Below are 12,941 nucleotides of genomic sequence, written 5' to 3'. Positions count from 1 at the left end.
GGTTCTTGGGATGCTTTGGCTTCAGTTCAATGGGCAACACGATGCACTCATAAGCGCCGTCGGCCATAAACCCGCGCCGCAACACTGGCAAGCGCTGCACACAACATCAGGCTAACCCCCAATGCCTGCCACTCACTCGCCAGGCTCAAGCCCGCGCCAATCAACGCGTAATACAACAACCCGAACAACGCCCCCGCCGTCCCCCGGCAATCGCCATACTCGATCAGCGCCGAACCCAGCAGCAGCGCAATCGCCATGGCGAAGGCGCCGAGCATGAAGGCCATGGCCACCGCGATCAGCCAGTGCTCGCCCAGCAGCAGGATCGCCAGCGCCGCCAGCAGGTTCACCGCGCATGCCAGGTTGAGCAGGGTTGCCTGGCTGACACCCCGTGCCAGCAATCGCGCATTGAGGCGCGCGCCGAGCAGCGAGCCCAGCGCCAGCAGTACGCCGCTGTAGCCAAACAGGCTGTGCAACTGCAAACGCTGGAAAATGAACGGTGCCAGGCTGTACCAACTGAACACGCCGATGTTGAACAACGCCACCAGCAGCGTCGCCAGCAGCACCCGGCGATCACCGAGCATGCGCCGCAAGGTGCCGATCACACTGGCGTGGTGGGGCGTTTGCGGGCGGGTTTCCGGCATCAGTTGCCAACTCCACAGCGATAACGCCAGGGCCATCAGCAACTGCGCGGCGAGCACGCCACGGTAACCCAAGGCCTGGGTCAGCAGCGAGCCGCTGAGCACGCCAATCGCCGGGCTGATGGCCAGGAACATGCCGATCAGGGAAAACACCCGCGCCAGTTGCGCACCGCTGTATGCATCGCGTAGCGCGGTTTGCGTGACCACCGAACCGACCGCTGCGGCGAACGCGGCGACGATGCGCGCGCCAAGCAGGCCGGCGAAAGTGGTGACCAACAGGGCCGCCAGCGAAGCAAGGCCGTACAGCAGCAAGCCTGTGAGCAACGCCGGGCGCCGGCCCCAGAGGTCGCACAGGCGGCCCCAGACCAGCACGCCGACGGCAAAGGCGGCGAAATACAGCGACAGGGTTTGCCCCGCCTGTGCAGGCGTTACCCCAAAGCCCTGGCCGATATCCACCAGGGCGGGGCTGTAGAGGGTTTCGCCGATCTGCGGGAACATCAGCAGGGCCGTGGCCAGGGGCAACCAGGTGCGTTGGGTCATGAGCAGGGTCCCGTGGGTAAAAGGGCGCTCATGGTAGGCGGCGGGCGATGGGTGTATTGTCGCGGTCTGGTCTAGAAATAGTGAAAATCGGACAACCTGCATGGCCTGGCTGGAACCTACCGCCCTCTTCAACCCCGAGCACGTCGATGCGCCCATCGTCGGCATCTGCTCGGCCCTGGGCGAGCACGATTCCGGCGTCCATCAGCACCGTATGGGACAGGTGCTGTTCACCCGCCAGGGCTGTGTGCGCATCGATGCCCAGGCGCCGGACCTGCTCTGCCTGCTGCCGCCGACCCGCGCGGCCTGGATTCCCGCCGGCGTAGCCCATCGGGCGCGAATGCGGGCGACCGTGGACTATCGCTCGGTGTACCTGGACACCCGCCACTGGCCGCGTTTGCCGGATGAAGTGGTGATCCTCGACGTCAACCCGCTGCTGCGCGAACTGCTCGAACGCATCGCCCTGGCGCCGTTCGAAACCGACTGGAGCCAAGGCGCCGCCGCGCACCTGGCCGGCCTGTGCATCGCCGAACTGCAGGCTGCCGGGCAGCAGCCGATGCGCTTGCCGCTGCCCAGGGACCGGCGCCTGGCGCGCCTGGTCGAGAACCTTGAGCAGTTACCGCCGCCGCTGCAAGAGCTGGCCCGCACAGTGGGCGCCAGCGAGAAAACCATCGGTCGCTTGATTCGCCGCGACACTGGCATGTCCTACCAGCAATGGCGCCAGCAGTGGCGGCTGGTGCGGGCGGTGGAGCAGTTGGCGATCCATCAGCCGCTGACCCACGTGGCGCTGGAGCTGGGCTTTGCCAGCGACAGTGCGTTCATCGCTTTCTTTAAAAGCATGACCGGCAGCACGCCGCGGGCGTATTGCCGCTGAGCAGAAGAGCAGCCCAGGCTCAATCTTGCAGGTCGTCCTCGCTCATCCACTCCACGGCATCGGCCAGCGCCACTTCGGCCACCCACTCACTGAAACTGCGGGTCACCTGTTCATAGCTCAGGCGCGAGCGTAGCTCCAGCTTGTCGGCGAACGACAGGTGCGCGGTGATTACCTTGTCTTCGATCACCCCGTCGCGCACCACGAAGAAGGCAAAGTCTTCGCGGTCCTGGCGGCGGGCGAACAGGTAGACCTCGAAGTTCGCGCCGGTCTCCTTGGCAAAGGCCCGGGCGGCGAAGGCGTTTTTGCTCAGGTCCGGGCCTTGTTGCAGTGACGCCGGGGTGTCGCAGAAATACCACGGCTCCCAGTCGGTCAGGCCTTTGTGGATGAACCAGCGGTAGGCAAGCGGGTAGGGCATGGGGTTGGTCCGTCAGTGAATGCAGGCGCGGCGGTACTCGCCTGGCGTTACGCCATAGGCTTGCTTGAACTGCCGGTTCAAATGGCTCTGGTCGGAAAAGCCCAGGGCGAAGGCGACGTTGAACGGCAGGCAGTCGTTTTTCAGCAGTTCGCGGGCGCGGCTCAGACGCCGTTGCTTGAGCCAGGCATGGGGCGGCAGGCCGGTGGCCTGGCGGAACACCCGGGCAAAGTGGAAGGGCGAGAGGTTGACTGCCGTGGCCAGTTCTTCCAGCGATGGCGGGTAGGCCAGGCGGCTGTCCATCAGTTCCTTGGCCCGGGCCACGGCGCAGGGTTCGTTGCCGGGCGTGCGCGCGGTGCCGGCACGGGCATGGCGTTGCACCAGCAACAGCACCGCTTCGCGCCAGGCGGTTTGTTGTTCCAGGGCACTGGCGCCGTGTTCGGCCGAGCAGTGCAGCCAGCTGAAGGCCTTGGCCAGTTGCGGGTCGTGCAGCACGCTGGCGTCGAAGCGCGGCAGGCCGTCGCGCTTGAGCTCCAACTCGTCGAGCACGCCGGTGATGCGCTCGCTGTCGGGGTAGAAACCGCGATAGCGCCAGCCATCTTCGCTGGCCTTGGCACCGGTGTGCAGTTCGTCGGGGTTGATCAGCACCATGCTGCCCACCGGCGCCAGGTGTTCGCTGCCGCGGTGCCAGAAACGCTGGGCACCGGACTCGATGATGGTGATCACGTAGCCTTCGTGCACATGGGGAGCGAAGCGCTGCTGAAAATAACGCGCGTGCAGCATCTCGGTATCACCGAGCGCCGAGGCTTGCCAGAAGCGGGTCTGTTCCTTGTGTGCAGGGTTCATGGGCTGCCGTTCAACCACCAACGAAAGACAAAAAAGAAGGCCATGCTCAGCAGCATGCTGATCAAGGTGCTGCGGGTCAACAGCACCAGCACCACCGCCACTATTGAACCGGCCAGGTAAGGGTTGCTCAGGCTCAGGTCGAGCTGGTGCCCGGGCAAGAACACAATCGGCCCGCAAATGGCGGTGAGCATGCCCGGCACGGCAAAGCCGAGGAACTGCCGGGCATTGGAGCTCAGGCGCAAGGGCAGGCGCGGTTCCAGGAAGGCATAGCGGTTGAGGAACACCAGCAGGCCCATGCCGATAATCAGGGCGAAGATCATGCGCGTGCTCCACTGAATTTCTGGCAGACAAAGCCGGCGCTCATGCCCAGCAACCCGGCGGCCACCAGGCCGATGTCCCAGTGCCAGGCGCTGAACAGCACCGAGCAGAACAGCGACACCGCCACGCACACCACGGTGGGCAGGTTGCGCACCAGCGGCGCGATCAGGGCAACGAAAGTGGCGACGATGGAAAAATCCAGGCCTAGCTGGTCGAGGTGCGGAATGTTCTGGCCAAGGATGATCCCGGCCAGGGTGAACAGGTTCCAGGCAATGTAGAACGTCAGGCCGACCCCCAGGGCATACCAGCGATTGAACTGCTGTTGGTCGTACTGGCTGGTGAGGGCGAAGAACTCGTCAGTGAGCAAAAAGCCCAGGCCCAGCCGCCAGCGGGTCGGCAGGCCCGACAGCACCGGGCGCATCGACAGCCCGTAGAGTAGATGCTGGGAAGTCAGCAACAGGGTGGTCAGCAGGATCGAGAACAGGTTGGCGCCGCCCTTGAGCATGCCGATTGCCACCAGTTGCGCGGCACCGGCAAAGACGATCGCCGACAGGCCCTGGCCTTCCCAGGGGCTGAGGTTGGCTTCGATGGCCATGGAACCGGCCAGCAGCCCCCAGGGAGCGACGGCGAGGGACAACGGCAGGATGGCGATGGCGCCACGGATGAAGGCCTGGCGGGCGAACGGCGGACTGGACATGGACGGCAGCAACAACCAATGAACAAGGTTGTACAGCATGCCAGAGGCGGGCGCCGCTGACTTGAACGATCTTGCTGTCAGCGGCGCGGCAGAGGGCTTGGCGCTCAGTAGTGGTTGCTGGCCAGGCGGCGCTGCGCGGCGATGCAGCCATTGATGTCCACCGCTTTTTGCCAGTAGGCCTTGCTCTGCGCCGGGTCGGCGCTGGCCAGCAGGCGGTAGACCTCGGCCTGGTAGTCGCGCTGGCGGCCCCACTGCATGGCCAGGCCCTGCGGTTGCTCGCGATGGCACAACAGGCGCACGGCCGGTTGCGGGTAGTAGGGGGCGTACAGGCTGGCCAGGTTCGGCACGCTTTCGAGCGCGTTGCGGTAGTCGCTACGGCTGTAGTTGGGGCACCAGTTCTCGATGCCCAGGGCCGCCGGGGCAAAGCCCTGGCCCATGCTGGCTTCGAGCAGCGGGCAGGCGGCAGCGGAAATCTGTGCTGCCGGCAGGTAGGTGATGTAGTAGAGCGCCAGGCGATACTGGGCGGCCGGGTGGTCAAGCTCCACGGCTTTTTTCAACAGGCTCACCGCAGGCGCCAGGGTGCGGCCCAGGGCCTGGCCTTGCTGGGCAAGATCCTGGTCGGTGGTGCTGGTCTTGAGGGTGAAGCTGGCGCTCTGGTTGTCGGCCTGTTCCAGCAAACTCACGGCCTGGCGGTACAGCAGGTCGGCATGCGGGTCGATCTGTACGCCGGCAGCCAGTACCGAAGTCGGCAGCACGACGGCGAGCAGGCCGTGCAAAAGGGGCGAGCGGATCAAGGAAGTGCCTCTGGAATTCGGGGCCGGGCGGGTATGCATGTTGGCTTGGAGACGACTGCGCTGTTCAGGGTTCAATCCGACTGTCCATAGTGTGGCTGGCCTGGGTGATAGCGCGCCATTCTAACCGCTCCGGGCCCGCGCCCGAAAGCGTAGCCCGTCAGGGCAACAGTTGCCGGATGTTGTAGGCCAGCCCGACGGCGGCGATGGCCAGCAGTACCACGGCGCTGATGGCGCTGATCAGGCGCCGGTCGAGGCGCTCGGCGAGGCGGCCGATGACCAGGATGTACAGGCCCAGAATGCCCAGGTCGAGCACCAGCCAGACCAGCGCCAACAGCATCAGGCTGTGGCTGAACTGCTCGGTGACCTGAATGAACTGCGGGAAGAAGGCGACGAAAAACAGGATGTCCTTGGGGTTCGACAGGCCAATGGCAAACCCCTGCCATAGCCCGCCCTGGCGCACCGCATGCGGCGCTGCGGCGTGCGCGGGCCGGCGCAGTTCGGCCAGCGCGCCGAGGCCCAGAAAGCCGATGAACAGGCAGCCAAACACGCTCAAGGCGCTAAGCAGCAGCGGGTTGATCGCGGCGCTGCTGAAGATCAGCAGCGCCGCCAGGGCGATCAGCACCAGTGACGCGCCGTTGGTGCCCAGGGCGGTCAGCAGTGCCTGTTTGCGCCCGGCGCGAGCAGTGGTGTTGACCACCAGCGCCACCACCGGGCCGGGGCTGGCGATCAGCAGCACAACGGTCAGGGCGTAGGTAGCAAGCAGGGCACTGTTCACGGGCGGGTCTCGAGGGCGTTTGGCGGGAGCGCAATTCTCGGCAGGCTCGGTCCGGTTGTAAAACGCCTGTTACTGTGGCCTTCTATTAGTTTGACTCATGCTAGAGGCGGCCATGACCGAACGCATTCCCGCATTGCAGGCGCTCAGGGCGTTCGAGGTGGCCGCGCGCTACGGTTCGTTCACCCGCGCCGGCGAAGAACTGGCCCTGACCCAGGGCGCCATCAGCCATCACATCAAAACCCTCGAAGGCCTGTTCGACTGCGCGCTGTTCGAGCGCCGCGGGCCGAAAGTGGCGCTGACCGAAGCGGGCCGGCTGCTGGCCCAGGAGCTGAAAATCGGCTTCAAGATCATCGAAAGCGCCTGTGGCCTGCTCAGACAGGACCGCCAGCAACTGCGCCTGAAGGCACCCTCGACCCTGACCGTGCGCTGGTTGCTTGGCCAGTTGGCGCTGTTCAAGCAATGTGAAGAACACGCTCAGGTGCAACTGAGCAGCGTGTGGATGGACATCGATACGGTGGATTTTTACAGCGAGCCCTACGACTGCGCGATCCTGCTTAGCGACGGACATTTCGGCGCCGGCATCACCAGCCTCAAGCTGTTTGACGAATGGCTGGTACCGGTGTGCCAGCCCGGTTACCCGGCAGACCTGGCCCATTGCGAGCTGCTGCACCCATCTCCCGACCGGCGCGACTGGCGGCGCTGGTTGCAGCGCACCGGGGCTGCGGCCATCAGCCTTGAGCGCGGCCAGCTGTTCGACACCCTTGACCAGGGCATCTCGGCGGCTCAGCAAGGCCTGGGTGTGGCCGTGGTCGACCTGTTGCTGGCCAGCGCCGAGCTCGCCGCCGGGCGCCTGGTCACGCCGTTTGCGCAGGCGGTGGCCACCGGCGAGGGCTATTATCTGGCCTGGCTGCAGGCCAGCCCCAAGGCCCGCCAGGTGCAACAACTGGGGGCGTTCCTGGTGCAGCAGGTGCCACAATTGCCTGCCCAGGGCTTTGATTATTTATATGACTAATACTGCGGCGCGCCAGCATCGGGCAGCAGCCGCGTGCTCATGAAGTCGATGAACACCCGCAGCCGTGGCGGCACTTGCCGCCCTGAGGGCCACAGCAGGTAGAAGCTGCCGCGGCGCTCCATGTAGTCATCGAGCACGGTCACCAGGTCACCGCGCTGCAACTGCTGGCGCACGGTGAAGTCGGGAATGCAGGTGATGCCGCGATCGCGCATGGCAAAGCAGATGCGCGTGTCGACGTGGTTGCAGACCATCGACACCGGGATCTCATAGGCGTGGCCGGTGGGCTCCTGACGCAGCGGCCACTGTTCGAGCTTGCCGGTGCTCGGGAAGCGGTAGTGCAGGCAGGTGTGGCGGGCCAGCTCGGCGGGGTGCGCGGGGCTGCCATTGCGCGCCAGGTACGCCGGCGAGGCCACCAGTACATGGTGAAAATGGCCAAGAAAGCGCGCGCTCAGGCGTGAGTCGCTGGGCGTGCCGCCGCGCATTACCACGTCAAAACCTTCGCCGATGATATCGACCATGCGGTCGTCGAAATCCAGGTCCAGCTCGATCTCCGGATACTGCGCCATGAACTCGCTCAAGGCCGGCATCACCAGCGCAGTGACTTGCGGCAGGCTGATGCGCAAACGCCCGCGCGGCACTTCACTGGCCTGGGACAGCTCAAGCTCGGTGGCCTCGATTTCGGCAAGGATGCGCCGGCTGCGCTCCAGAAACTGACTGCCCTCGGCGGTGAGGGTGATGCTGCGCGTGCTGCGGTGAAACAGGCGTACGCCCAGGCGGCGCTCCAGGCGCGCCACGCGCTTGCCAATGGCCGAGGCGCTGACCCCCAGCGACTGCGCAGCGCCGACAAAACTGCCGGTTTCTGCCACCCGCACGAACACCACGAAACCGCTGAGGCTATCCATCTGCATTTCCCGATTGCGGACACCCGTGTCCGTTATGAGCGGAATTGTACCCGGCTTTTTCCGCAGTGCGCGCAGGCTTAAGGTTCGCCCATCTTTCCTACAGGAGTTTCACCATGACCCACATCAGTTGCAGCGCCGATGGGCCGGCCGCACTGGAGCAGCCCTTGCCGGTCAGCGGCCTGCTGGCCCTGGCCATGACCGGCTTTATCGCCATCCTCAGCGAAACCTTGCCGGCCGGGCTGCTTGGGCAGATCTCGAGCGGCATGCAGGTCAGTGAGGCGATGGCCGGGCAGATGGTCAGCGTCTATGCCCTGGGCTCGCTTTTGACCGCCATCCCGCTGGTGACCCTGACCCAGGGTTGGCGCCGGCGGCCGGTATTGTTGCTGGCGATTATCGGCTTTTTGCTGTTCAACACGGTGACGGCGTTGTCGAGTTCGTACTGGCTGACCCTGGTCGCGCGCTTCATGACCGGTGTTGCCGCGGGCCTGGCCTGGGGCGTGATTGCCGGGCATGCACGGCGCATGGTCAGCCCCGAGCAGCAAGGCCGGGCCATGGCGGTGGCGATGATTGGTGCGCCAGTGGCCTTGTCGCTGGGGGTGCCGGCCGGCACCTGGCTGGGCGAGTTGCTGGGCTGGCGCATGACCTTTGCCCTGGTGTCCGGCGCGACCCTGGTGCTGGTGGCCTGGGTGCTGTGCAAGGTGCCGGATTTCGACGGCCATGCCCCGGGCCAACGCCCCGGTATCGCTCAGGTGCTGCGCACACCCGGGGTGCTGGCGGTGCTGCTGGTGATCCTCACCTGGGTGCTGGCGCACAACGTGCTGTACACCTACATCGTGCCGTACCTGGCCTCGGTGGGCCTGGCGGCGAGCACCGGCATGGTCCTGCTGACCTTCGGCATTGCCGCCCTGGCCGGCATCGGCGTGGTGGGTGCGCTGATCGACAAGCACCTGCGCAACATGGTCCTGCTGAGTTTGTTCGGTTTTGCCGTGGTGGCGCTTGTGCTTGGTTTTGTCAGCCAGTCGGCGCCGCTGGTGTATGTCAGTGTCGCGCTCTGGGGCCTGACCTACGGCGGCGCGCCAACCCTGCTGCAAACCGCCAGCGCCGATGCCGCCGGGGAGGGCGCCGATGTCGCCCAGTCGATGATCGTCACGGTATGGAACTCGGCCATTGCCGCCGGTGGCCTGCTTGGCGGTGTGTTGCTCAGCCAGTGGGGCGTGGGCAGTTTCCCCTGGGTGTTGCTGGCGCTGATCGCCCTGGCCCTGCTGATTGCCGGTCGCGCCCATGGCCACGGTTTCGCCCCGGGCGCACGGGTGCCGAGCTAAGTTCGCCAGGCCGCCGCGCAGACGGGTAGAATCGGCGCATACACAGGCGTTTTCGAGGTTGCAGCGGTGGAGTTACAGCAGGGCTTTGTCCTGACCCGGCATTGGCGCGATACCCCGGCCGGTACCGTTGTCGAGTTCTGGCTGGCCACCGACCAGGGCCCACGGCGCTTGCGTCTGCCGCTGCAGACTTCAGTGGCGTTCATCCCCGCCGAACAGCGGCGCCAGGCCGAGGCGGTGTTGCGCGGCGAGCGCGAGGTCGAGTTGCGCGAGCTGGCCCTGCGCGATTTCGAACAACGGCCGGTGCTGGGCTTGTACTGCCGTCAGCACCGCCAGTTGATCCAGCTGGAAAAGCGCCTGCGCGCCGCCGGGGTGCAAATCTACGAAGCCGATGTGCGCCCGCCGGAGCGCTACCTGATGGAGCGCTTCATTACCGCGCCGGTCAGCTTCAGTGGCACGGCGGATGCCAGCGGCGTGTTGATCGACGCCCAGCTCAAGCCCGCCGCCGATTACCGCCCCACGCTCAAACTGGTGTCGCTGGACATCGAAACCACCGAACGCGGCGAGCTGTATTCGATTGCCCTCGAAGGCTGTGGCCAGCGCCAGGTGTACATGCTCGGCCCGGCCAATGGCGACGCCGCAGGCGTGGATTTCGACCTCGAATACTGCGACAGCCGCGCTCAATTGCTCGAACGCCTCAACGACTGGCTGGCCGTGCACGACCCCGATGCGATCATCGGCTGGAACCTGGTGCAGTTCGACCTGCGCGTACTGCAGCAGCACGCCACCCAGCTCAAGGTGCCGCTGCGCCTGGGCCGTGGCGGTGAGGCAATGGACTGGCGCGAGCACGGCAGCCGCGCGCATTTTTTTGCCGGGGCGGCCGGGCGGCTGATCATCGACGGTATCGAAGGGCTGCGTTCGGCGACCTGGAGCTTCCCCTCGTTCAGCCTGGAGAACGTCGCCCAGACCCTGCTCGGCGAAGGCAAGGCGATCGACACCCCGTACCAGCGCATGGATGAAATCAACCGCATGTTCGCCGAGGACAAGCCGGCCCTGGCCCGCTACAACCTCAAGGACTGCGAGCTGGTGACGCGGATCTTCGCCAGGACCGAACTGCTGACCTTCCTCCTCGAACGGGCCACGGTCACCGGTTTGCCGGCTGATCGCAGCGGCGGTTCGGTGGCGGCGTTCTGTCATTTGTATATGCCCTTGATGCACCGCCAGGGCTTCGTCGCGCCCAACCAGGGCGAGCGCCCGGAGGAGGCCAGCCCGGGCGGTTTTGTCATGGATTCGCGACCGGGCTTGTACGAGTCGGTGCTGGTGCTCGACTACAAGAGCCTGTATCCGTCGATCATCCGCACGTTTCTGATTGACCCGCTGGGGCTGGTTGAAGGCTTGCGCGAGCCGGGCGATGAGACCTCGGTGCCAGGCTTTCGCGGGGCGCGTTTTTCCCGCAGCCGGCATTGCCTGCCGGCGATTGTCGAGCGGGTCTGGCAGGGCCGCGAGACAGCCAAGCGCGAGCACAATGCGCCGCTGTCCCAGGCGCTGAAGATCATCATGAACGCCTTCTACGGCGTACTCGGTTCCAGCGGTTGCCGCTTCTTCGACCCGCGCCTGGCTTCATCGATCACAATGCGCGGCCACGAGATCATGCGCCGTACCCGCGAGTTGATCGAAGCCAAGGGTTATACGGTGATTTATGGCGACACCGACTCGACCTTCGTCTGGCTCAAGCGTGCCCATGACGAGGCGGACGCGGCGCAGATCGGCCGCGAGCTGGTGCAGCAGGTCAACCAGTGGTGGCGTGAGCACCTGCGCGACAGCTATGGTCTGGACAGTGCCCTGGAACTGCAGTACGAAACCCACTACAAGCGCTTTTTGATGCCGACCATTCGCGGCGCCGAGGAAGGCAGCAAAAAACGCTATGCCGGCCTGGTGCAACGCGGCCAGGGCACTGAAGAGATGATCTACAAGGGCCTGGAAAGCGTGCGCACCGACTGGTCGCCGCTGGCCCGGCAGTTTCAGCAGGAGCTGTACGAGCGCATCTTCAAGCGCCAGCCTTACCAGCAGTACCTGCGTGAGTATGTGCGCAAGACGTTGGCCGGTGAGCAGGATGAACTGTTGATCTACCGCAAGCGCCTGCGCCGCCCGCTGGCTGACTACCAGCGCAACGTACCGCCGCATGTGCGGGCGGCGCGCATGGCCGATGACTTCAATGACCGTCAAGGCCGGCCGCGGCAGTACCAGAACGGCGGCTGGATCAGCTACGTGATAACCGTGGCGGGGCCGGAGCCGCTGGAGACGCGGCATTCGGCGATCGATTACGACCACTACCTGACCCGGCAATTGCAGCCGGTGGCGGATGCGATCCTGCCGTTCGTGGAGGATGACTTCACGGCGCTGATCGATCGGCAGATGGGCTTGTTCTAGCCGGACCTGCACGCACCGACCCTGTGGAAGCTGGCTTGCCAGCGATGGCTGCGTAGCAGCCGCTATTGAGTCCACACCACCCGCAGCAAGGCCACCATCAACCACGCCGTCGCCGCCAGGGCGGTGATGGTGCGCACATGGTTCCAGCGGTTCCACACCCGTGCATAGGTTGGCCAGGCACTGGCCGCTTCGCTGCTGGCCGGGTCCAGGCGCGCCAGGCTCTGGTTACGCGGCACGTTGAACAGCAGGGTTACCAGTACGTTGCCGAGCAGGTACAGGCCGCTGCCGATGCCGATGCACAAGCTGCCGGGCAGTGGCCAGCGCAGCCAGGCCCAGGTCAGCAGGATCGCGCAGGTGACGGCGGTGCCGAGAAACAACGACAGGAACAGGCGGTTGAGCACCACCTGGTTGATCGACTGCATGGCGGTGACCGCGCTCTGCGCCGGGATGCGCTCCAGGGCCTGCATGACAAAGTTTGAGAAGGCGAAGAACAACCCGCCCATCAACCCACAGCCCAACGCGGTAACAAGGATCAGCAGCAACAGCAGGGTATCGGCAATGCTCATGGTTCAGGCCTTTTTCCAGGGTGGTCGACGGGCATGGCAGGCGGCCTTCAGCTATCCTCAGAATCGGATGACAGACCTTTCGGTATGCATCCAAGGTCGCACTTGGTAATCGGAAGTTACCTTTGCTTTGCCCACTCATCTGGCCCTGTAGTTTAGGCTCGCAACCCGGATCTTTCGTCGCGACTTGTAGTCTTTGATGCATGGAAATTGAAAGGAGATGCGCATGCTTGTCCGGTCACTGACCCTCGCCACCCTGCTGGCCTTCGTTGCCGGCCCCGCCCTCGCTGCCGATAGCGATGACCCTCTGGCCCAGGATCTGTACAAGGCCCGCCCCTTGATTGTCCTTGCCCCCAGTACTGCCGACCCGACCTTGCGTAAGTTGGTAGAGGCCCTCAAAGACCCGGCCACCAAGGCTGCCTTTGAGGAGCGAAAACTGGTGTTGTATAGCGTCGCCAGCATGGTCGGCAAACGCGATGACAAGTTTCTGGAGCAGCAGGAGACCATGGCCCTGATCCGCAAGTTCAAGTTCAGCGCCCGGGATACCATGGTCACCCCGGTGGTACTGGTAGGCAAGGACGGCGAACTGCACCGGCTCGAACACACCGGCACCCTCGAACCCAAGGCAATTTTCGATGCGGTCGACCAGTTGCCGGCGGCCGAAAAGGCCATCGTGCCGCCGACCGTTGCCGACCTGAAGAACGAGCCCGAAAAGGGCAAGAAAGACGCCAAGCCCGGCAAGCATGACAAACCGGCCAAACCGGCAAAACCTCCAAAGCCCTTGCCACCGCCCAAGCCGCTGGAGGACTGAGGCGCGGCGATCG

At 65.0% G+C, this 12,941-nt stretch carries 14 protein-coding genes; 5 read left to right on the top strand and 9 right to left on the bottom strand.

The genetic code is table 11. The features are described 5' to 3' along the window. Positions 1–47: 47 nt before the first annotated feature. Positions 48–1,178 carry a Bcr/CflA family efflux MFS transporter gene (locus UB48_RS03645; protein WP_045194128.1) on the bottom strand — a complete coding sequence of 377 codons (1,131 nt, stop codon included), beginning with the start codon at positions 1,176–1,178 and terminating at the stop codon, positions 48–50. Between the two features lie 100 nt (positions 1,179–1,278). Here UB48_RS03645 and UB48_RS03640 point away from each other — a divergent pair, with 100 nt between their 5' ends. Continuing rightward, positions 1,279–2,049, top strand: coding sequence for a helix-turn-helix domain-containing protein (locus UB48_RS03640; protein ID WP_045194127.1), 771 nt, complete (start codon positions 1,279–1,281; stop codon positions 2,047–2,049). A 19-nt stretch (positions 2,050–2,068) separates the two neighbouring features. On the opposite strand, the gene UB48_RS03635 is transcribed toward UB48_RS03640, so the two are convergent. The 6 genes from UB48_RS03635 to UB48_RS03610 form a co-directional block, all read right to left on the bottom strand. Continuing rightward, positions 2,069–2,464, bottom strand: coding sequence for a hypothetical protein (locus tag UB48_RS03635; protein WP_045194126.1), 396 nt, complete (start codon positions 2,462–2,464; stop codon positions 2,069–2,071). Positions 2,465–2,476: 12 nt separating this feature from the next. Next, positions 2,477–3,307: an AraC family transcriptional regulator gene (locus UB48_RS03630; RefSeq protein ID WP_045194125.1), complete on the bottom strand. Its 831-nt coding sequence runs from the start codon at positions 3,305–3,307 to the stop codon at positions 2,477–2,479. Continuing rightward, positions 3,304–3,627, bottom strand: a complete 324-nt coding sequence (locus UB48_RS03625; protein WP_045194124.1) for an AzlD domain-containing protein — start codon at positions 3,625–3,627, stop codon at positions 3,304–3,306. Before UB48_RS03625 ends, UB48_RS03630 begins: the two co-directional genes overlap by 4 nt. After that, complete coding sequence (locus UB48_RS03620) at positions 3,624–4,322, bottom strand: AzlC family ABC transporter permease (protein WP_045195646.1); 699 nt, start codon at positions 4,320–4,322, stop codon at positions 3,624–3,626. The genes UB48_RS03625 and UB48_RS03620 overlap by 4 nt, the downstream gene beginning before the upstream one ends. A 104-nt stretch (positions 4,323–4,426) precedes the next feature. Further along, positions 4,427–5,155, bottom strand: coding sequence for a hypothetical protein (locus UB48_RS03615; RefSeq protein ID WP_045195644.1), 729 nt, complete (start codon positions 5,153–5,155; stop codon positions 4,427–4,429). A 118-nt stretch (positions 5,156–5,273) separates the two neighbouring features. Next, positions 5,274–5,891, bottom strand: coding sequence for a LysE family translocator (locus UB48_RS03610; protein WP_045194123.1), 618 nt, complete (start codon positions 5,889–5,891; stop codon positions 5,274–5,276). Between the two features lie 112 nt (positions 5,892–6,003). Between UB48_RS03610 and UB48_RS03605 the strand changes: the two genes are divergently transcribed. After that, positions 6,004–6,903 carry a LysR substrate-binding domain-containing protein gene (locus tag UB48_RS03605; RefSeq protein ID WP_045194122.1) on the top strand — a complete coding sequence of 300 codons (900 nt, stop codon included), beginning with the start codon at positions 6,004–6,006 and terminating at the stop codon, positions 6,901–6,903. On the opposite strand, the gene UB48_RS03600 is transcribed toward UB48_RS03605, so the two are convergent. Then, positions 6,900–7,805: a LysR family transcriptional regulator gene (locus UB48_RS03600; protein WP_045194121.1), complete on the bottom strand. Its 906-nt coding sequence runs from the start codon at positions 7,803–7,805 to the stop codon at positions 6,900–6,902. The genes UB48_RS03605 and UB48_RS03600 overlap by 4 nt on opposite strands. Positions 7,806–7,918: 113 nt before the next feature. Between UB48_RS03600 and UB48_RS03595 the strand changes: the two genes are divergently transcribed. Continuing rightward, on the top strand, positions 7,919–9,127 hold the full coding sequence (locus UB48_RS03595) for an MFS transporter (protein ID WP_045194120.1): 1,209 nt from the start codon (positions 7,919–7,921) through the stop codon (positions 9,125–9,127). A 66-nt stretch (positions 9,128–9,193) separates the two neighbouring features. Further along, positions 9,194–11,554 (top strand): DNA polymerase II, encoded by a 2,361-nt coding sequence (locus UB48_RS03590; protein WP_045194119.1) that lies wholly within the window; start codon positions 9,194–9,196, stop codon positions 11,552–11,554. 62 nt (positions 11,555–11,616) lie between these two features. Here UB48_RS03590 and UB48_RS03585 read toward each other — a convergent pair whose 3' ends face one another. After that, positions 11,617–12,120: a DUF1772 domain-containing protein gene (locus tag UB48_RS03585; protein ID WP_045194118.1), complete on the bottom strand. Its 504-nt coding sequence runs from the start codon at positions 12,118–12,120 to the stop codon at positions 11,617–11,619. 223 nt (positions 12,121–12,343) lie between these two features. Here UB48_RS03585 and UB48_RS03580 point away from each other — a divergent pair, with 223 nt between their 5' ends. Beyond that, positions 12,344–12,928 (top strand): DUF4174 domain-containing protein, encoded by a 585-nt coding sequence (locus UB48_RS03580; RefSeq protein WP_045194117.1) that lies wholly within the window; start codon positions 12,344–12,346, stop codon positions 12,926–12,928. The last annotated feature ends 13 nt before the right edge of the window (positions 12,929–12,941 follow it).

It is taken from the genome of Pseudomonas sp. 2(2015) (assembly GCF_000955865.1).
Taxonomy (GTDB): domain Bacteria; phylum Pseudomonadota; class Gammaproteobacteria; order Pseudomonadales; family Pseudomonadaceae; genus Aquipseudomonas.
The sequence above is the reverse complement of the archived record's forward strand: the minus strand, read 5'-3'. Positions and strand labels throughout refer to the sequence as shown.